The sequence below is a fragment of the Thalassobacillus sp. C254 genome, assembly GCF_001310615.1.
Window position 1 is genome coordinate 72469 of the sequence record NZ_BAXQ01000003.1, and the last position, 20482, is coordinate 92950.

General features: G+C 42.6%; 15 protein-coding genes and 6 pseudogenes. 2 read left to right on the forward strand and 19 right to left on the reverse strand.

All coding sequences use genetic code 11. The features are described 5' to 3' along the window. Positions 1 to 113: 113 nt before the first annotated feature. The 9 genes and pseudogenes from JCM19033_RS04885 to rpsU form a co-directional block, all read right to left on the reverse strand. Positions 114 to 1088 (reverse strand): annotated as a pseudogene (locus JCM19033_RS04885) (PhoH family protein). 2 nt (positions 1089 to 1090) lie between these two features. Next, a complete protein-coding gene (yqfD, locus tag JCM19033_RS04890) occupies positions 1091 to 2284 on the reverse strand; it encodes a sporulation protein YqfD (RefSeq protein ID WP_054635480.1) in 1194 nt (397 codons plus the stop codon). Next, positions 2284 to 2583 carry a sporulation protein YqfC gene (gene yqfC / locus JCM19033_RS04895; RefSeq protein WP_054635481.1) on the reverse strand — a complete coding sequence of 100 codons (300 nt, stop codon included), beginning with the start codon at positions 2581 to 2583 and terminating at the stop codon, positions 2284 to 2286. Before yqfC ends, yqfD begins: the two co-directional genes overlap by 1 nt. A gap of 356 nt (positions 2584 to 2939) precedes the next feature. Next, positions 2940 to 3308, reverse strand: coding sequence for a hypothetical protein (locus JCM19033_RS04900; RefSeq protein WP_054635482.1), 369 nt, complete (start codon positions 3306 to 3308; stop codon positions 2940 to 2942). A 39-nt stretch (positions 3309 to 3347) separates the two neighbouring features. Next, the gene (gene floA / locus JCM19033_RS04905) at positions 3348 to 4367 is read right to left on the reverse strand and encodes a flotillin-like protein FloA (protein WP_054635483.1); all 1020 of its coding nucleotides are present in this window, start codon (positions 4365 to 4367) and stop codon (positions 3348 to 3350) included. Positions 4368 to 4395: 28 nt separating this feature from the next. Then, a complete protein-coding gene (locus JCM19033_RS27130; protein ID WP_306301227.1) occupies positions 4396 to 4872 on the reverse strand; it encodes an NfeD family protein in 477 nt (158 codons plus the stop codon). Then, positions 4833 to 5738: an ATP-dependent Clp protease proteolytic subunit gene (locus tag JCM19033_RS04910; protein ID WP_306301228.1), complete on the reverse strand. Its 906-nt coding sequence runs from the start codon at positions 5736 to 5738 to the stop codon at positions 4833 to 4835. The genes JCM19033_RS27130 and JCM19033_RS04910 overlap by 40 nt, the downstream gene beginning before the upstream one ends. A 320-nt stretch (positions 5739 to 6058) precedes the next feature. Next, the gene (locus JCM19033_RS04915; protein WP_054635484.1) at positions 6059 to 6502 is read right to left on the reverse strand and encodes a GatB/YqeY domain-containing protein; all 444 of its coding nucleotides are present in this window, start codon (positions 6500 to 6502) and stop codon (positions 6059 to 6061) included. Positions 6503 to 6517: 15 nt separating this feature from the next. Next, positions 6518 to 6691, reverse strand: a complete 174-nt coding sequence (rpsU, locus tag JCM19033_RS04920; protein ID WP_054635485.1) for a 30S ribosomal protein S21 — start codon at positions 6689 to 6691, stop codon at positions 6518 to 6520. A 233-nt stretch (positions 6692 to 6924) separates the two neighbouring features. On the opposite strand from rpsU, the gene JCM19033_RS23155 reads away from it, so the two are divergent. Together JCM19033_RS23155 and JCM19033_RS25065 are read left to right on the forward strand one after the other, a co-directional pair. Further along, positions 6925 to 7077 (forward strand): hypothetical protein, encoded by a 153-nt coding sequence (locus JCM19033_RS23155; RefSeq protein ID WP_157049737.1) that lies wholly within the window; start codon positions 6925 to 6927, stop codon positions 7075 to 7077. A 38-nt stretch (positions 7078 to 7115) separates the two neighbouring features. Further along, a pseudogene (locus tag JCM19033_RS25065) lies at positions 7116 to 7861 on the forward strand (Na/Pi symporter). 66 nt (positions 7862 to 7927) lie between these two features. On the opposite strand, the gene deoC reads toward JCM19033_RS25065, so the two are convergent. The 10 genes and pseudogenes from deoC to lepA form a co-directional block, all read right to left on the reverse strand. Beyond that, on the reverse strand, positions 7928 to 8581 hold the full coding sequence (deoC, locus tag JCM19033_RS04935; RefSeq protein ID WP_054635488.1) for a deoxyribose-phosphate aldolase: 654 nt from the start codon (positions 8579 to 8581) through the stop codon (positions 7928 to 7930). Positions 8582 to 8904: 323 nt separating this feature from the next. Further along, positions 8905 to 10251 (reverse strand): tRNA (N(6)-L-threonylcarbamoyladenosine(37)-C(2))-methylthiotransferase MtaB, encoded by a 1347-nt coding sequence (mtaB, locus tag JCM19033_RS04940; RefSeq protein WP_054635489.1) that lies wholly within the window; start codon positions 10249 to 10251, stop codon positions 8905 to 8907. Positions 10252 to 10256: 5 nt separating this feature from the next. Then, a complete protein-coding gene (locus tag JCM19033_RS04945; RefSeq protein WP_054635490.1) occupies positions 10257 to 11009 on the reverse strand; it encodes a 16S rRNA (uracil(1498)-N(3))-methyltransferase in 753 nt (250 codons plus the stop codon). Positions 11010 to 11048: 39 nt separating this feature from the next. After that, positions 11049 to 11982, reverse strand: a pseudogene (prmA, locus tag JCM19033_RS04950) (50S ribosomal protein L11 methyltransferase). Between the two features lie 324 nt (positions 11983 to 12306). After that, complete coding sequence (dnaJ, locus tag JCM19033_RS04955; RefSeq protein WP_054635491.1) at positions 12307 to 13428, reverse strand: molecular chaperone DnaJ; 1122 nt, start codon at positions 13426 to 13428, stop codon at positions 12307 to 12309. A 203-nt stretch (positions 13429 to 13631) separates the two neighbouring features. After that, complete coding sequence (gene dnaK, locus JCM19033_RS04960; RefSeq protein WP_054635492.1) at positions 13632 to 15473, reverse strand: molecular chaperone DnaK; 1842 nt, start codon at positions 15471 to 15473, stop codon at positions 13632 to 13634. 33 nt (positions 15474 to 15506) lie between these two features. Then, complete coding sequence (gene grpE, locus JCM19033_RS04965; protein ID WP_054635493.1) at positions 15507 to 16082, reverse strand: nucleotide exchange factor GrpE; 576 nt, start codon at positions 16080 to 16082, stop codon at positions 15507 to 15509. Positions 16083 to 16192: 110 nt separating this feature from the next. After that, positions 16193 to 17226 (reverse strand): annotated as a pseudogene (gene hrcA, locus JCM19033_RS04970) (heat-inducible transcriptional repressor HrcA). A gap of 104 nt (positions 17227 to 17330) precedes the next feature. Beyond that, positions 17331 to 18466 (reverse strand): annotated as a pseudogene (gene hemW, locus JCM19033_RS04975) (radical SAM family heme chaperone HemW). A gap of 77 nt (positions 18467 to 18543) precedes the next feature. Next, a pseudogene (gene lepA, locus JCM19033_RS04980) lies at positions 18544 to 20374 on the reverse strand (translation elongation factor 4). Positions 20375 to 20482 lie beyond the last annotated feature (108 nt).

The window sequence follows — 20482 nt, forward strand, 5'->3', positions numbered from 1 at the left end:
CCAAAAGCCTCTCCAAATAAACAGGCCAGTAGACAACAAACCATGCATCCCCGTCAATATGTAAGACGAGGCCGGCCCCAAAATGGAACCGGCCTTGTGAAAGATCATAGATGTTACTTTTCTTTTTTGGATTGGTCTGTAGTTTCATAAGCATCCAATATACGCTGGACTAACGTATGTCGCACGACATCAGCCTGCTTAAGATAAATAAACCCAATGTCTTCAATATTCTTTAAAATACCAATGGCTACCTTCAATCCTGATTGTTGACCTCTTGGAAGGTCAATTTGCGTTAAATCTCCGTTTACTATCATTTTTGAACCAAATCCAAGTCTCGTTAAAAACATCTTAATTTGTTCTTTTGTAGTGTTTTGAGCTTCGTCTAAAATAACAAAGGCATCTTCCAGCGTTCTTCCTCGCATATAGCAAGAGGTGCAACTTCTATGGTTCCTCTTTCCATTAAACGAGCGGTATGCTCAACACCAAATATATCATGAAGAGCATCATAAAGCGGACGAAGATATGGGTCAACCTTTTCTTTTAAATCACCTGGAAGAAAACCAAGGCTTTCCCCTGCTTCTACAGCAGACGTGTGAGAACAATACGTTTAACATGTCCTTCTTTCAAAGCGTTCACTGCCATGACCACTGCAAGATAGTTTTTCCGGTACCGGCAGGCCCAATACCAAAAACCATATCACGCTGTCGAATCGCTTGAATATACTCTTTCTGTCCAAGGGTCTTAACCACAATGGGTTTTCCCTTGGAGTTAACTGCTATCTTCTCCTGATAGAGATCAAGCAGCTGATCTAACTGCCCGGCCTGCTCAAGTTGAATAGCATAAACCACGTCTCTCTCAGAGACATTTACTCCCTTGCGTATCAATTCCACTAATGCTTCAAGTACATTTGAAACCAGACCGGCTTCCTCTTTCGTGCCGGCAACCATTAACGACTCTCCTCTGGTAATGAGCGTGACGTCTAGCTTTTCTTCTATACGCTTTAAATGTACATCACCAGGTCCAAATAACGCTTGAGCTTCATTACTATCTTTTACATCAAGCTGGATGACTTGTTTTTCCGTCAATATTCTCAATCCCCTTGAATGATCGGTGCTTCCGATGTAATATCTTCAATTACTTGATAGTGAATTACTAATTTCACTTTACCATTCTCTTCAATTTCGTGCAAAACTTTTTCCCCAATTATTTCCGCATCCTCTGGAAGCCTCGAATGTAATTCATGCCTGCCCATGATCTCGGCAACTTTTGATGCTTCTTCCTTGCTGTTTTCCTTTATAATCTGCTCTGTCTCCCTATATTTTATTTTTTGCCATGAGAAGGGAAGATTAAAACCTTTTATTGTTATTGTTGATTCATTTTTTTCTTCTTTCGCACTTTCAAATGCCTCTTTGCTTGTAAAGCCCCACAAAGGGATGTCCACATCGAATACCTTAATAAGGTACTTTCGTTTTTCCTCTCCTGTCAGCCCTTCCATGACAACTTTTTTTGGAACCTCCACCTCGGCCTTGTACCATATTTCTCCGAGAATCTGCCCTTTCGCTGCTACCAGGCTTGTGTATTCTCCCTTTCCAACAAATCCAGATACAAGCATATCCCCTTTGTTTACAAAGTCGTTTGGCTTTACCTGAGCCTGTCCGTGTTCAACGAATATATCGTGAACGACTGCTTTCTTTTTAGCAACCAAATGTCTTGGATTCACATATTGTGCTTCTTCAGGCAGAGTTTGCTCGACAACGTGAAAATGGTAGGTTGTGCCTTTGACTTCGACTCCTATCCATGTTGCTTCTTCTATGCCATTTGTGACTTGCAGCTGCAGTTCTTCAGGAGAGGGAAGTGTAAATTGAAACGCTCCCCTGGTGACTCCTATCTCTTCTGTCAACTTTTTTAGCTCATGCTCTACTTGAGGGGAAGCCCCGTCAATTTGAACGTCCCATACCATATTTGATAATAAATACAGCAAAACTACAAATAAGCATGCTCCTGCAGTAAATCCCAGTCTTCTTCTGAACCATTGAAGCAAAAAAGGCAGGCCTTCTCTTTTTTGAAACTGGAAGCGGCACTCTGTTTCTTTTGCTATTTGTCTTAAATGCTTAATGTCCTTTACATTAACTTGACACGTTATCATCTCATTGCCTGCTTTAGTAACAGACCAGACAGGAATACTGCGGTGCAGACAGCTGTTGATAAACCTCTCAGGGTGAAGACCCTCTACCTTAATCACAACCGTGCCGTTCCATTTCCTCTCTATCCATTGATTTTTCATTAGCGCTCCCCACCGTTTTGTTCAGTAATATATGTTACCTTATCTATTACTCCCTCTAACAACAGTTCTTCTGGAAGGATTGACTTAATCACAAATTCTTTCCCTTCTACCAAAAGCTCTCCCTGTGTTAAGCGGAGGCGGATTTGTGTCTTGGTAAAGTGGAGCACCCCGCGATGATTTTCTATATATAAATGCAGCTGGCCAATCATAGTTATACGCGGAACGTCCATTAACACATCGGCAGGAAGGTCCATCTCTCTTGTAAGCCACTGTTTGAATGTCTGCTTCCATCGTTTCATGGTCCCCTCGCCCTCCTCTTCCACCATACTTATGTAAAAAAGCAGGACCTAGCACAATTATTAAACTGAGAGGGGATTTTCCTGCCCGGTTGTTGTCCTCCCGCTTTTTTTGTATATCGAAAGCAGAGAATAAAAAAAGAAGCTAAGTCACTCGACTTAGCTTCTTCTCTGGCGTCTATAAAGAGATGCACTTCGATGGGGCTGATTTGCCCTTGGTTTCCCTAATACCTCAGACCAAATCACGCCTTGCATAGCTTCTTTTTTGGAAATACGGCTGAATTGAAGATCCACCTTCGATTTTTGAGAAGAAGGGGAAGAAAGTTCATTTCCGAAAATAGGAGAATCCGAAATCTCACCTATTTTTCTTCTGCTTGTTTCTTTCTACGCTGTATTTCTTCCAATCGCTGTTCATACTCACTTTTAGCATTTCGGGTCTCTTCCTCAACGCCTTCAGGATCTGAAGCAGCCGTTCGGCTGCCCTGCTGAGGACCTGAAGAGCCGCCCGGGGGGGTAGGACGGGGAGAAGGCTGTCCTCGGCCCGGGTCATTTTCTTCCTGCTTGAAAATTTCTTTCCAATCTATTTCCCCCTGCTTGCGCTGCTCTCCCTGCCCTTGTCCTCTTTGTTGGTTCCCTCCGCCCTGCCTGGAGATCATGCTGATGATTCCCCCGACAATTAAGAGAATAATAAAGAGGTTTGCAAAAATAAACTCTATGATCGCTTCCATATCCTCACCTCATTTCCCTTTCAGAAGGTGCTGCCCAACTTAGTAACGGCGGTTTCCGCTATTAGAATCGCCGGAAGATGAGTTATTATCATCTTCTCCAGTTGCTTTACCGATATTTTCTCTCATGTCAGTATCGGCCATGACATTTTGGATATTCATATAATCCATTACGCCAAGGTTACCGGATCGAAGCGCTTCCGCCATAGCAAGAGGTACCTCTGCTTCAGCTTCCACAACTTTTGCACGCATTTCTTCAACGCGGGCTTTCATTTCCTGCTCATGAGCTACCGCCATTGCACGACGCTCTTCGGCCTTCGCTTGAGCAATTTTCTTATCTGCTTCTGCTTGGTCAGTCTGCAATTCAGCTCCGATATTTTTGCCGATATCAATGTCTGCGATATCAATGGAGAGAATTTCAAAAGCTGTCCCAGAATCCAACCCTTTAGACAATACTGTTTGTGAGATCCGATCTGGGTTTTCTAATACATCTTTATGTGCCTCTGAGGAACCAATCGTGGAAACGATCCCTTCCCCGACCCTTGCAATAATTGTTTCTTCACCAGCACCACCGACAAGACGGTCTATGTTCGCACGCACAGTGATACGCGCCTTAGCTTTCACTTCAATTCCATCCATTGCCACACCGGCAATAAAAGGTGTTTCAATTACTTTAGGGTTAACACTCATTTGAACGGCTTCAAGAACATCTCTTCCAGCAAGATCGATGGCTGCACAACGCTCAAAAGTCAGTTCAATGTTTGCTCTTTGTGCAGCAATTAACGCATTGACCACCCGATCCACGTTACCCCCAGCCAGGTAATGACCTTCTAATTTGTTCAGGGTAATCTTCAGCCCTGCTTTTTCTGCCTTGATCAGCGGGTTAACCACTCGCGCAGGGATGACCCGGCGGAGCCTCATTCCTACTAATTGAAAAATACCGATTTTTACGCCGGCTGCAAGTGCCGAGATCCAAAGCATTACTGGCACGAACGTAAATAGAACGGCTAATGCAATGATGACAAGAGCCACTACGATTAATAATGATAACTCTACTGGCATTTTCTTTCCTCCCAACTAAAAATACAATTTATTCCTCGTCTTTCAACTCTCTTACCACAACACGTGAACCCGAAGTGGCGACTACCTTAACTTTCCTGCCCTGTTCAATATATCCTCCTTCCGAGACAACGTCAAGGCGTTCATTGTTCATTACTACAGAACCTGACGGCCTTAATGGAGTTAACGTTCTTCCTGTCTGATTGATCAGCTCTTCTCTTGTAACACTTGAAATATAGCCTTCTTCCGTAGTCGTAGAATCATGTAAAACCATTTTTTTCATTGGCCCTCTTTGACCAAAAAACTTAAAGAGCACTATAGCTGCTATAGCTGCCACTGCTACTGCAATCAAGATAGAAACAAGTATGTTGAATGTGGAGAACGAAGCAAGGATCATTCCACCAATCATTGAAGCAATACCAAGGATTCCAAATATCCCAAATCCGGGCACAAATATTTCAATGAGCATCAAAATGATTCCCGCCCCAAAAAGAATAAAGGTTTCCATTCCGGCAAACCCTGCAAACATATGGCCGAAAAAGAACAAGAGAAGCGCGGATATACCCATAATTCCAGGTATTCCAAAGCCGGGGGAGTATAGCTCCAGTATGAGCCTAAGCTTCCCATGGATAGTAAAATAGGGATAACAACTGGATGGGTTACAAACCGGGCCAGCTGTTCAGAAAAAGATACGTCCATTTCTTTTGCCACAACGTCTTCGATGCCCATCCATTCAACTACCTCTTCACGATTGGAAGCTACAGCTTCAGCATACCCTACCTCCAATGCTTCCGAAGCAGTGAGACTCAGTAAATCCCCTTCCGGTGCTCTGTAATCAGGAAGATCTACACGGGGATCGGCCATCGCTTGTGCATAAAGAGGATCTCTGTCGTTCAACTCAGCTGCACTAATCATGTTGGCTACCCAGGCAGACTGAGCCTTATCATCAGCAGCGTTGCCGGTTCCGTCTATAACCTGGGCAGCGCCCATTCTGGAACCTGGACTCATGACTATATGATCAGCATTCAACGAAATATAAGCTCCGGCTGACATTGCTTCGCCTGTAACAAAAGCAATGAGGGGAGTATCTGTCCCTTGAAGGAGATTAGCAATATTTCCTGCGGCATCAACGGCCCCGCCAGGAGTGTCGATTTCAAGTACGATGAATTCTGCCCCTTCTTCTTCTGCATCTGCAATGGACCGTTGTAAGAAAGCTTCTAATCCTCGTTCAACAGTCTGCTCTACTGGAATAAAATAAACAATTGGCCCTTCCTCATTTTGCTCCTCGTCTTCTGCCCATAAGCTTGCCGCCGGGTAAAAGAGTGCAGTCGCAATAAGAAGGAGATATATAAACAAACGAAGCATTTTAAACATATTTTCCCCTCGCTTTATCGCCATCACAAAGTTGTGTTATGACTCTTATTAACCTTACTATAATTTAATCATGAACGTAGCCTGTTCACAAGAAACTAGTAAGGCATTTTAGTGTCTCTACGGCTGACAGCAGATATCGTTTCACTTTATTATCGATTTGGGTATGAACAAAGGAAGTATGTGACTTTAGATGAAAATAAATTCATAAAACAGAAAACGAGGATGTGAAGGCATCGGAATCCTATCTTTTCAATATAGCAAATGATACTTCATCTTTAAAAAAAGGCACCTCCATGGTGGAGATGCCTTTTTATTTTATTTTAAGATAACTGCTTCTGCACGAGTTGATTTACTTTGCCGCCATCTGCTTTGCCTTTTACTTTCGGCATGATGGCTCCCATGACCTTTCCCATATCGGCTTTGGTGCTGGCACCTACTTCATCAATTGTTTCCTTGATGACCGTTTCCAGCTCCTCATCAGAGAGCTGTTCAGGTAAATAGTCAGACAGAATTTCAATCTCGAGTTTCGCTTCATCTGCTAAATCATTTCTTCCTGCTTTTTCAAACTCATGGAGGGAATCTTTCCGTTGTTTCACTTCACGGTTCAAAACTGAAAGAGCATCCTCTTCACTAAGTTCTTTGCCTAACTTGATTTTTTCATTTTGCAAAGAAGATTTGACTCCGCGAATTACAGAAAGCCGTTTCTTTTCCTTAGCCTTCATGGCAGATTTCATATCTTCATTCAAGCGTTCCATGAGTTCCAATGATTAGCACCTCTCTTAAAACTTACGCTTTCTAGCCGCTTCAGATTTTTTCTTACGCTTAACACTAGGCTTTTCATAATGCTTGCGTTTACGAACTTCACCCATTGTGCCTTCTTTAGAAACCGTCTTTTTAAAGCGACGAAGAGCGGCGTCAATGGACTCATTCTTGCGAACACGGGTCTCAGCCATTTGATTCCCTCCCTCCGGACAACCAATACCACCAATAAACTCTAAAGAGTTTTTTTAGCAGAAATACCACTAAAATGTGATTGGATAGTTTATCAAAGTATAAAACAAAATGATATAAAATGCAATCATGTGTCTACTATTTATTTCAGAAGCAGACTGTATTATTTTATACTGATTCACCAAGCATGACAAGCCTTTTCCTATCATAAAAATGAAAAGGAAGGGAGGATCTCATGTTTGATTGGGTGACGACACTATTTGTTTATATAGGAATTTTCCTATTTGGTATTGCTCTTTTGCGTACAGGATTAAATAATGCAGCAAAAAACAAAATAGAAAAACTGCTGCAAAAAGGGGTCTCCTCTCCTTTATCAGGCTTATTTTAGGAACTGCTGTCACTGGGATCCTGCAAAGCAGTTCCGCAGTGATTGTCATGACTGTTGGTCTTGTTTCAGCGAAAATTCTAACTTTTCGTCAGTCTATCGGCATTATTCTTGGTTCAAATATCGGTACATGCCTCACCCTGGAGATGCTCGCCTTTTCAGTTGAGGAGATGGGCTGGATGCTTTTGCTGGCTGCAGCTGTTTTGCTCATAATGCCTTCAGACAAAACCTTTCATCTTGGTACTGTATTGTTTGGTTTAGGCTGCGTTTTTGTTGCCATGCACAGCTTAAAAAATATAGGGCCTATTGTTTCCACTATGCCCTATTTTACGGATCTTCTCTCTCAGGCAAATGACCATTTGCTATGGCTCTGGCAGCAGGAAGCAGTTTGTCTGCCATTATTCAATCAAGTACAGCTTCTACAGCGCTCATGATGACAGCCCTTGGTTCTGAATGGCTAACGCTGGACACGCGTATTACGGTTATGCTCGGCGCTAACATTGGCACATGCATGACCGCTCTTTTAGCAACCATACTTTCGTCAAAGGAAGCGAAATTAACAGCTCTTGCACATCTTTGGATTAACATAGCTGGTGTATTGGTTTTTATTCCGATTCTTCAGCCCTTTACCACTATTGTAACCTATTTAAGCCCAGATCCTTCTGTACAGCTCGCTCATGCTGCTACACTGTTTAACGTACTGACTTCTATGCTGTTTCTCCCTTTTGCCTACAGAATTGCCCAGCTTATAGAATTCTTTCATAAAGGAGTGTTTAAACACCTTTAACTTACTGGGCTCACAGTTTGTTTGAGTACTCGCACCTGCGAGTACTCAAACATATAGGAGGTATCGTTAATAGTCTTTGCTGTCCCCAGTCGTATTGGTCACGATAGCCACTCCAGAACTTGTCCCGATTCTGTCAGCACCTGCTTCTGCCATTTCAAGAGCTGACTCGTAATTTTTCACTCCTCCGCTTGCTTTTACTTTTGCTTTGTTTCCTACTGCTTCTTTCATTACCTTGACATCGGCTACGGTAGCACCGCCCCCGGCAAATCCTGTAGAGGTCTTAACAAAATCAGCTCCTGCTTCAACAGCAAGTCTGCAGGCTCTTGTCTTCTCCTCATCCGTTAACAGCACTGTTTCAATGATGACCTTGGTAAGAGCTTTTCCTTTGGCGGCCTCTACAACCGCAAGTATGTCTTTTTTTACCGTTTCATCTTCCCTCGCTTTTAAAGCTCCTATGTTGATTACCATATCTACTTCCTCAGCACCTCTTTTAATGGCATCCTCCGTTTCAAATGCTTTCGTTTCTGGGGTCGAAGCGCCTAAAGGAAATCCTATCACCGTACAAACTTTCACCTCTGTTCCTTTTAATATCTCATAAGCTGTTTCTACCATGGCAGGATTCACACATACAGAAGCAAACTTGTGCTCCTTTGCCTCTTTTGCAAGGTCAATCACTTGTTCTTTAGTGGTTTCTGGTTTTAACAGTGTATGGTCTATCATGCTGCTACGTTTATAGCCATATTTTTCACCCTTTCTGAATCTGCATTGTATCTTGTTATGTACTTCATTACCCTATCATATTTTCCATGAAAGAAAAAACGTCGTACCAAGGCTTACAGACTGTCTGATTGTTTTCAAAGATTTTGTTTTGATGAGTACATACATACCCTTTGTCAAAGACAAACACCCCAAATGTTAGGTTAATTAAATCTAACACTTGGGGTGCAGCACCGTCTTATATTATTATAATAGATCTTTCCTTCTATAAGTGATAGATGTTGTCTCTACCTGATTGATGACGCTCTTTCATACAAAAGTGTGCTTTAGCCGGAAATCGTTTCAGGAGAAACTTCACTCAATACCCTGACAAATTCACCTTCATTATATGGGTAGCCTGCTTTGACAATTTTCACCTTGACGAGCTTCCCGATCATATCTTCAGTGCCTGCAAACTTCACCTTCATATAATTATCGCTGTACCCTGTCAAAAGGCCGCTTTCTGGATGTTCTTTGTCCCTTTCTTCCGGGATGACCTCCAGCACTTCCCCTTCAAAACCTGAAGCGTACTCTTTCGCGAGTTGATTAGACAGCTCAATCAAGCGATGGACACGGGTGTTTTTGATTTCCTCATCAACTTGATCGTCCATTCTTGCTGCTGGTGTTCCTGTCCGCTTTGAATATGGAAACACATGGAGTTCTGAAAACTTATGGGTTGAAATAAAATCGTATGTCTCCTGAAATTCTTCTTCTGTTTCTCCTGGAAAGCCGACAATAACATCACTCGTTACTGCAAGGTCCGGAAGCACTTCTTTCAGTCGGTTTAACCTTTCCCCGAAAAATTCCATCGTGTACTTACGACGCATTCTTTTCAGTACAGTGTTAGACCCTGACTGAAGAGGTATATGAAGGTGATTTACAATCTTATTGGACTGATCAATTACCTCGATTACTTCGTCAGTAATCTGGCTTGCTTCAATGGAAGAAATACGAATCCTTTTTAGCCCTTCCACTTTTTCAAGTTCCCGAAGTAAATCAGCAAAATTGTATTCTTTTAAATCTTCACCGTACCCGCCAGTATGGATACCTGTTAAGACGATTTCCTTATAGCCGGCCTCCACAAGCTGTTTTGCCTGTGTTAGCACATCTTCGGGGTTTCTTGAACGAAGCAGCCCTCTGGCCCATGGGATAATGCAGAATGTACAGAAGTTATTACAGCCTTCTTGAATCTTTAAGGAAGCCCTGGTACGGTCTGTGAAAGAAGGAACTTCAAGTTCTTCGTAAACGCGGGCTTTCATTATGTTTCCTACTCCATTGATCGGCTCACGCTCTTTCTTGAATTCCTCTATATAAGAAAGCATTTTTTTCCGATCCTGAGTTCCAACTACAATGTCCACACCAGGAATATCCATTATTTCTGCCGGTGATGTCTGCGCATAGCAGCCTGTCACACAAATAATAGCTTCAGGATTTCTGCGTATGGCGCGTCGGATCACCTGACGGCTTTTTTTATCTCCTGTATTTGTAACCGTACAGGTGTTGATAACGTAGACATCGGACCGCTTTTCAAATTCCGCTTTCTCATAACCTTCTTCTTTAAACAACTGCCAAATTGCCTCAGTTTCATAGTGATTTACTTTACATCCTAATGTATGAAAAGCCACAGTTGGCATCTTCTTCACCTCGATATTTCAAAATGATACGAAATGGCTGATAAAATATATAATGGAGCCGTTTCACTTCTTACAATTCTCGGTCCCAGGCTGACAGATAAAAACCCGTTTTTTTCAGCTTCCTCAGCTTCCTGGGGAGAAATTCCTCCTTCAGGACCGATAATAACAAATAAAGCCTCCCCTGGTTTAACTTCTTGAAGGGCGCGAAACAGCACAGGATGCTTTCCTGCTTTTGCAGTCTCTTCATAAACAAGAAGCTTGTGGGCAAACTGCTTCCCTGTTTCTATAATCTCCTTGAATGTATGGTGGCCTTTTACTACAGGCATATAGTCTCGATGAGATTGTTCTGCTGCCTCTTTTGCTATCTTTTCAAGGCGTTCCAGCTTTTTTGGTTCTTTTTTATCATCCCATTTTACCACAGAACGCTGAGCAGCAAAGGGGTAAAAACAGGAAGCACCCAGCTCCGTCCCTTTTTGGACGACCGCCTCTACCTTATCTCCCTTGGATAATCCATAAGCGATATGCACGTTGACTGGAAGTTCATGGTTTTCATTCAGCTGCTCTAAGACCTTTGCTGTCACTTTTTCTTTGGACAGCTCATCAAGCTCACACCTTGCTGAAAAACCGTCATTATCATTGCAGATAATCTGATCGCCAGGCTCCATGCGCATAACCTTTGAAATATGCTTAACATCCTCACCGGTTATAGTGACAACACCATCTGAAACGGCTTCTTTATTCACGAAGTATCTTTGCATGCCATCCTCCACATATTGACGATTATTGCCGAATTTATTTTACGATGTTTTAGCTATAAAAGCTACCCAATCTTCAAGCTCAAGCGTTTCTTTAATTTCAAAGCCGCTGCTCTCAAGTTTGTTTTTTACTTCATCCTTCTTTGCAGCTATGATGCCTGAGGTAATAAAGGTCCCTCCCGGCTTAATAACCTTTCGGGCATCCTCAACCATGCGAATGATAATCTCTGCCAAGATATTTGCTACGACCACATCGTACTGTTCATCAATTGTTTTAAGAAGATTATTCTGTCTGGCAGATACAATGCTGTCTACTTTATTCACCTGAGCATTTTCCTGTGCAATGTTTACTGCCATATCGTCCACGTCAAGGGCTGTGACAGACGAAGCACCAAGCTTGGCTGCTGCTATGCTAAGGACTCCGGAGCCGGTTCCTACATCAACTACCGTATTGTTTTTCTTCACTTCTTTTTCCAATGCCTGCAAACAGAGAACTGTAGTGGCGTGCGTGCCTGTGCCAAAGGCCATGCCAGGGTCCAGCTCAATAATATGTCCGTTTGCATCAGGCGTGTAATTCTCCCATGTAGGAACAATAGTGATCGTCTCTGTAACTTTGACTGGCTTATAGTATTTTTTCCATTCATTGGCCCAATCTTCCTCATCAATTTCGGACAATTCAATTTTGCTGCTTCCGGCATCTATCCCGTACTCCTGGAGCCCATTAATTTTCAACTTGATCTCTTCTATTGTCTCTTCCAGGTTGTCATGTAAAGGAAAATATGCTTTCAGAACTGCACCTTCTGCGGGGTAGTTGGAAGGAGAAAGAGCAAAAATTTCATCTTCTGCCCCTCCCATTTTTTGTTAAGTCGGCAGTATCCTCTATCACAACACCACTTGCTCCACTATCATTTAAAATACTTGATACTGGCTCGATTGCTTGTGGAGTCGTGTGCACACTGCATTCTATCCATTTCATTATTATCAACTCCATATTTGCCCAGGATCCAAAAGCAAAGTGTCCCGGGGATTTCAGCACAGCTTTATAATAAAGAAAAATGCGGGCTCTCCCTTAAAACGCATGACGTTAAAGAAAGAGTGTTCCGCTTTTTTCTTTGCTTTCCATTTTCTTTTTTGAAGGCTTTGTTTACGTCTTGTTGTTGATTTTTGTTAAAATAAGCTCCCTTCCACTAAAGGTTATGCCTCCAGCATTCTAAGGGAAAAAGCACCTCGGGATCTTCGGCTAATGCTCTTCTCGAAGGAATAACGTATAAAAACTCAACCTTCCCCTATCACAAAGCCTTTACTCTCCCCGAAAAGCTCTTTTTACTTTTGCGAAGAAATTATCATTTTGCTCATCGGCATGTGCATCACCGCTTATCTCAGAAAACTCTCTAAGCAGTTCCTTCTGCTTTTCTGTAAGCTTCTTTGGAGTAACAACCTGTACCTTCACAAATTGATCCCCGTAACCGCGGCCGTGAACGTTTGGCACTCCTTTTCCCCGGAGCCTAAACTGTACGCCGGACTGCGTGCCAGCAGGGATTTTCTGCTTGACTCTTCCATGAAGTGTCGGCACTTCAATTTCATCCCCCAAAGCTACCTGGGTGAAGGTGAGAGGCATATCACAGTATATATCGTCGCCGTCACGCTTAAAGAATTCATGGGGACGGACATTAAAAACTACATAAAGATCCCCGGAAGGACCGCCATTTTTCCCGCCTTCTCCTTGACCTGCTACCCGGATTTGCTGGCCGTGATCCACGCCTGCCGGAACCTGGATATTGATCTTCTTGCGTCTGCGGACCTTACCTGCTCCTCCGCATGTGTTACATTTGTCCTTGATTGTTTTGCCCGTGCCTTCACATTGGTCACATACTCTTCGGTTAACGACTCGGCCAAACGGTGTATTCTGTTCAATGTTAAGCTGGCCGGCACCGCCACATTTTGTACAGGTTTCTGGCTTGGTTCCCGGCTTTGCTCCAGAGCCGGAACATGTATTACATGCTTCTTCCCTTGGAATTTCTATCTCGGTCTCTTTTCCAAATACAGCTTCTTTAAATTCAATAGTCATCGTATACTGCAAATCTGCTCCTTGGCGTGGTGCATTAGGATCTCGTCTTCCTCCGCCACCGCCAAAGAACATATCGAAAATATCCCCAAAGCCGCCAAAGTCTCCAGCTCCGCCAGCTCCTCCAAACCCCTGGTTAGGATCTGCATGGCCGAAACGGTCATAATTGGATTTCTTTTGTGGATCGCTTAACGTATCATAAGCTTCCTTAACCTCTTTGAACTTTTCTTCCGCATCTGGTTCTTTGTTTACATCCGGGTGATATTTACGGGCGAGCTTTCGATATGCTTTTTTCACCTCATCAGTAGATGCCTCCTTACTGACACCTAGAACTTCGTAGTAATCTCGTTTACTCATTCCTCAACACTCCCGTATTCTATTCCATAACGCTAATCATATCATCCAAACAAAAAGCCAATCAACCTGCTTTATGGATTCAACCTTCCAGGCAGTCAGGTTCTCCTTTTGTGTTCGAGTCAGCTAAGCGTCATGATACCTGAAAAAAGTCAAAGTCAAGAGACCCTGACTTTGACTTTTTTACTTTTTCTATTTCCAGGATATTATTTATTGTTTTTATCGTCTTCGTTTACCTCTTCGTAATCTGCGTCTACTACGTTGTCGTCTTGCTGAGCTCCGTCTGCTCCCGGCTCTCCTTGAGCTTGCTGTGCTTGCTGAGCAGCTTGCTCATATAGCTTGGTAGACAGCTCCTGCACTACTTCTTGCAGTTCATCTTTAGCAGATTTAATTGCTTCAACGTCTTCTCCTTCAAGAGCAGTCTTAACTTTTTCCTTTGCGGCTTCCGCTTTATCAATTTCAGCCTGTTCTACATTGTCGCCAAGATCCTTCAATGTTTTTTCAGTAGTGAAGACAAGCTGGTCCGCTTCATTTCTTACTTCCACTGCTTCTTTACGCTTTTTATCTTCTTCAGCGTTTTCTTCGGCTTCCTTGACCATGTTTTCGATTTCTTCATCAGAAAGGCCAGAAGAAGAAGTGATCGTGATAGACTGTTCTTTATTTGTTCCTAAATCTTTGGCACGGACATTAACAATACCGTTGGCGTCAATATCAAATGTTACTTCAATTTGCGGCACACCCCGCGGAGCCGGAGGAATGTCCGTCAATTGAAAACGTCCTAACGTTTTGTTATCCGCTGCCATTTCACGCTCACCTTGAAGAACGTGGATATCTACGGAAGGCTGGTTATCAGCAGCCGTTGAGAATACTTGAGATTTACTTGTTGGAATCGTTGTGTTTCTTTCAATCAATTTTGTATTTACTCCACCCATTGTTTCAATTCCTAAAGATAAAGGAGTTACGTCCAGAAGAACCACGTCTTTTACATCGCCGGAAAGCACCCCTGCCTGCACAGCAGCACCAAGAGCAACGACTTCATCAGGGTTTACGCCTTTGTGTGCATCTTTTCCTGTCAGCTTTTTAATTTCTTCTTGTACAGCCGGAATACGAGTGGAACCACCGACTAAAATGACTTTGTCGATCTCAGATGCGCTTAAGCCTGCATCTTGCATCGCACGGCGGGTAGGTCCCATTGTTCTTTCAACAAGGTGGGAAGAAAGCTCTTCAAACTTCGCACGAGTCAATGAAAGCTCTAAATGTTTTGGACCGCTTGAATCAGCAGTAATAAACGGCAATGAAATTTGTGTCTGTGACACTCCGGAAAGGTCTTTTTTCGCTTTTTCTGCTGCGTCTTTTAAGCGCTGCATAGCCATTTTATCCTGTGAAAGATCAATGCCGTTTTCTTTTTTGAATTCAGCCACTAGATGATCAATGATGACTTGGTCAAAGTCATCTCCGCCCAGCTTGTTATCACCAGATGTAGATTTAACTTCGAAAAATCCATCGCCAAGCTCTAGAACTGATACGTCAAATGTTCCGCCGCCAAGATCATAAACTAAAATGGTCTGATCTTCTTCTTTATCAAGACCGTATGCCAAGGAAGCAGCTGTCGGTTCATTAACAATTCTTTCTACTTCAAGTCCGGCAATTTTCCCTGCATCCTTTGTTGCCTGGCGCTGAGAATCATTGAAATATGCCGGTACAGTAATAACTGCTTTTGTTACTTCTTCGCCAAGGTAGCTCTCCGCGTCGTTTTTAAGCTTCTGAAGGATAATTGCAGAAATCTCCTGAGGAGTATATTCCTTGCCTTCTGCTTCTACTTTGTAGCCTGTGCCCATGTGACGCTTTATGGATTGGATTGTATTTGGGTTTGTAATGGCCTGGCGTTTTGCTACTTCTCCTACTTGACGCTCCCCATCCTTGAAAGCCACTACAGAAGGAGTTGTTCGATTACCTTCCGGGTTCGGGATAACTGTCGCTTCTCCTCCCTCCATAACTGCTACACATGAGTTTGTTGTTCCTAAGTCAATTCCAATTACTTTACTCATTTTTATTCCTCCTGTCCATTTTCATCTATGTAATTATGCATTCACTTTAACCATTGAAGGCCGGATAATACGGTCCTTGAGCTTATAACCCTTTTGTAATTCTTCCACGATCTCATTTGTTTCAAACCCTGCTTCTTCTACTTGCATTACAGCCTGGTGAAGGTTAGGGTCAAACTGTTGGCCCTCTGTTTGGATAACTTCTACTCCTTCATTCTCAAGAGCTTCTTTGAGCTGGCTGTACACCATGTTCATCCCTTGAAGCAGAGATTTCGCTTCTTCTCCATCAGGTTCAATTTGAAGAGCTCTTTCAAAATTATCAAGAGCAGGGAGTAGAGATTCCACTAAACTTTGAGCCTTATATTTGGCTGCTGTTTCTCTTTCTTCCTTAGCTCTTCTGCGGAAGTTCTCAAGGTCTGCCTGGACACGCAATGTCTTGTTCTTCCATTCATTTACTTCATTTTCAAGCTGGATGAGGCGGTTGTCTTCCTGTTCTTCAGTTTCTTCACCAGCATCATCTACTTTAAAGCCATCTTCAGCAGTCTCCGCTTCTTCTAATGGCTGCTCTTCCTCTTTTTCTTCATTGACATTTTGTTGTTCTTCTTTGGCCACTAGGTTCACCTCCTGTTGTGCTTACCTCTATCATTTTTCTGAATAAACAAGCGTCTTTCATAAAGGAATGGGAGAGAGAACTCTCCCATAACCAATTGATAATATTACCATTAAGGACCTTTATGATACAAGTCAGTAAGAACTTTGGTTAAGTCTCTTGACAAATGGTCCAATAATCCAATAACACGCGGGTATTCCATTCTTGTAGGCCCGAGAATACCAACTGTTCCCACTGGCTTTCCCCCTATGGAATAAGTGGCCGTAATGATGCTGCAGTCTTCAAATGCAGCAATATCATTTTCCTGGCCTATCTTCACTGTAATTCCATTATGCGAGGCGCGAAGCAAGCGATTTACAGACTCGTCTTGTTCCAGGAACTCAAGGAGCAGACGTGCTTTTTCTACATCCTTAAATTCAGCTGTCCCAATAAGTTGGTTTTACCGCCATAAAAAACTTTCTCAGGCTTTCCTGTCTGCAGGGAGCCTTCTAAAAAGGAAAGGACACTCTTATAGTTGTCTACATTATTCTTCAGAACATCTGCAACCTCGTGCATCAGCTTTTGTTTCATCTGAAACAACGGAACTCCTTGAAGCCGTTCGTTCAAAATGTTAACTACCTTTTCAAGGTCTGAATTGTTCAGACTCTCTGGAAGTGTCACTGAATGCTTTTCCACATGCCCCGTATCTGTCACTAAAATGGCGATCGCAGTTTCATCACTTAAAGGAATAATCTGCAAATGCTTTAACTTCGTATCAAATACTTCCGGGCCAAGGACGATTGAAATGTAGCTTGTTAATTCTGAAAGAATTTGTGCAGACTGCTGAATAACGTGCTCTGTTTCGAAAATCTTTTCAGCAAAAAGTGCTTTAATATCCGTTAATTCCTCAGTAGACAAATGATGCGGCATGAGGAGGTGATCCACATAATACCTGTATCCCTGATGGGAAGGAATCCTTCCTGAAGAGCTATGTGGCTTTTCTAAAAAACCAAGCTCTTCAAGGTCTGCCATTTCATTTCTAACGGTAGCCGGACTGTACCCAACGTCCTCCCTTTTTGAAATGCTCCGGGAACCAACGGGTTCTGCAGATCGTATATAGTCATTTATAATTGCCTGTAAAATAAAGAGTTGTCGTTTCGTCAACATCCCCTTCATCACCTCTGTTAGCACTCAATCATTACGAGTGCTAAATCTAATGTTAAATTATCAAATGCCTCACTTTTTGTCAACGATGACCCTTCACTATTTTATCAAATAAGGAGAAACCTTTCGAACACTTCGTTCCCTAACAGCTTACCTCTTTGTGTTAACCTTATCGTTTCCATCTCATTTATAATTAAATCTTCTTCTTCCAAGGAAGAAATCTGACGAGAAAAAACTTCCTCTATTGATTTCTGATATTTTCTCAAAAAGCGCTGCTTATCCACGCCCTTATCCATTCTCAGCCCCATAAACATTTCCTCTTCCATTTTCTCTTGGAGAGTAACGTTATGACTTTCTTTAATTGGAAGGTTATTCTCTTGTACAGCCGATAGGTAATGTGGCAAAGGCCGATGTTTGCATAGCGGACTCCTGCTAAGTAGCCATGGCACCTGCTCCAAATCCGTAGTATTCTTCATTTGCCCAATACGTTTGATTATGGAGGCTTTCATAACCTTCTTTAGCAAAATTGCTGATTTCATAGGGATGAAGAAGTGAGCGACTCATTTGTTGCAACAGTATCTCATACATTTCTGCTTCATCATCCTGAGGAACGAGTGACAGTTTTCCTTTTCTCATCATGTTATGAAAGATTGTCTTCTCTTCAATCTTTAGAGAGTAGGCAGATACATGCGGAAGGTTGAGAGCCACTGTTTTCATAATACTTTCTCTCCACTGCTCTATCGTCTGATTTGGGAGCCCAAACATTAAATCAATGGAAATATTACTAAAGCCGTTTTTCTTAGCTTCTTCTATTGTAAAATAAACATCTTTTTCACGGTGAGTGCGGCCGATTGCTTTTAGTAGGTCATCATCAAAGCTCTGAACTCCCAGGCTTAAACGATTTATACTGTACTGGCTCATTACCTTCAGCTTCTCAGCATCCGCCCCTCCTGGATTTACCTCTACCGTATATTCCTTTACAGGGTGACCAGAAAGCATTTCATCTACCGCTCTTAATAGTTTATCCAACTGGGCCGAGGACAATGCTGTAGGTGTGCCCCCTCCGATATAAACGGTTTCAATCTGATCAGGAGGCTGTGCTGAAAACACCATTTCCATTTCGGTAATCAGCGCGTCAATGTATGCATCAACTGGCTGATTTTCAACATATACCTTGTTAAAGTCACAATAAAAACAAATATGCTCACAAAAAGGAAATATGAATATATATTGATTTTGCCATACCTCTTAAACGCTTCCTTTGCTCATTAATAGTTTCTGATTTGGAAAAGCCGCAGGGTATCCCTGCGGCAAGTGGCCTTACTTCTTATTGCTGTCGTCCATTTTCAGAACGGACATAAATGCTTCTTGAGGAACGTCAACTTTCCCGACGCTTTTCATTCGCTGTTTTCCTTCTTTTTGCTTTTCCAGGAGCTTCCGTTTTCGAGAAATGTCGCCCCCGTAACATTTTGCAAGCACGTTTTTCCTCATGGCCTTGATTGTATTTCGGGCGATGATCTTATATCCAATACTCGCTTGAACTGGGACTTCAAACTGCTGCCTTGGTATCAATTCTTTAAGTTTATCCACGATCGCTTTTCCTCTTTCATAAGCGAAATCCCGGTGGACAATAACCGATAAAGCGTCAACTGTTTCCCCGTTTAACAAAATGTCCATTTTTACAAGTTTGGAGGTCTTATAGCCAATCAGCTCATAATCAAAAGAAGCATAGCCTTTCGTACTTGATTTCAGCTGGTCAAAGAAATCATACACAATTTCAGTAAGAGGTATTTCATATACAATATTAACACGGTTCTCATCCATATACTGCATATCAATAAAGTCGCCTCGTTTCCCTTGGCAAAGCTCCATGACAGCACCTACATAATCATTAGGGACCATAACCGTTGAACGGACATATGGCTCCTCCACACTGTCAATCTTTTGCTGGTCAGGCATTTTGGATGGGTTATCAATTTCAAGTACTTCTCCATCTGTTAAGTACACGTGATAATTAACAGATGGAGCTGTTGTAATTAGATCAATACCATATTCTCTTTCAATTCTTTCCTGGATAATTTCCATATGAAGGAGTCCAAGAAAGCCGCAGCGAAAACCGAACCCAAGTGCCTGTGAGGTCTCTGCCTCAAATTGCAGAGAACTGTCGTTTAGCTCAAGACGTTCCAGGGCATCTCGAAGTGGGTTGTAATTGTTGGCATCAATCGGGTAAAGACCGCAGAAAACCATAGGTTCATCCGCTTATACCCAGGGAGCGGCTCGGCAGCAGGTGCGTGTACATGGGTAATCGTATCCCCCACCCTGGAATCGCCAACGTTTTTAATGGCAGCCGTAATAAACCCAACGTCTCCGACCGTTAATTCATTACAGGAAACCGGTTTGGGTGTAAAAACCCCCACTTCCGAAACTTCAAACTCCTTACCGGTTGCCATCATTCTAATTTTCTGTCCGGGCTTTACCGTGCCTTCTACAATCCGGACATAAGCAATGACTCCCCGGTATGTATCATATAAGGAGTCAAAAATCATGGCCTGAAGGGGCGCCGCTGGATCTCCTTCAGGAGGCGGTACCTTTTCAACAATCTGGTCAAGAATATCATCAATTCCAATGCCGCTCTTCGCAGATGCCAAAACCGCATCAGAAGCATCAAGACCAATAACATCTTCAATTTCCTGCTTTACTCTTTCTGGCTCTGCACTTGGAAGATCAATCTTATTGATAACAGGAATAATCTCCAAATCGTTATCCAGTGCAAGATAAACGTTGGCAAGAGTCTGGGCTTCGATCCCTTGAGCAGCATCAACAATTAAAAGAGCTCCTTCACAAGCTGCCAGGCTTCGGGAAACTTCGTATGAAAAATCGACATGGCCCGGTGTATCAATCAAATGAAAAATATATTCTTCTCCGTCCTTATGCTTGTGCTTAAGCTGGACTGAATTCAACTTAATCGTAATGCCTCGCTCTCTTTCAAGATCCATCGCATCCAGCATCTGGTCTTTCATTTCCCGCTGGCTTAACGCACTGGTTGATTCTAAAATACGATCGGCAAGAGTGGACTTGCGTGATCAATATGAGCGATAATGGAAAAATTCCGTATTCTTTGCTGTCTTTCTAACTTTTCTTCCTTCTTCACTATAAATCACTCCCATGGTGGAATGAGCTCTTTGTCTCTATGTACTAAAGCACGTTCAACCCGCTCTTTTCGGAAAGACTATCCTTTATTATAACAACCGCCCGTATT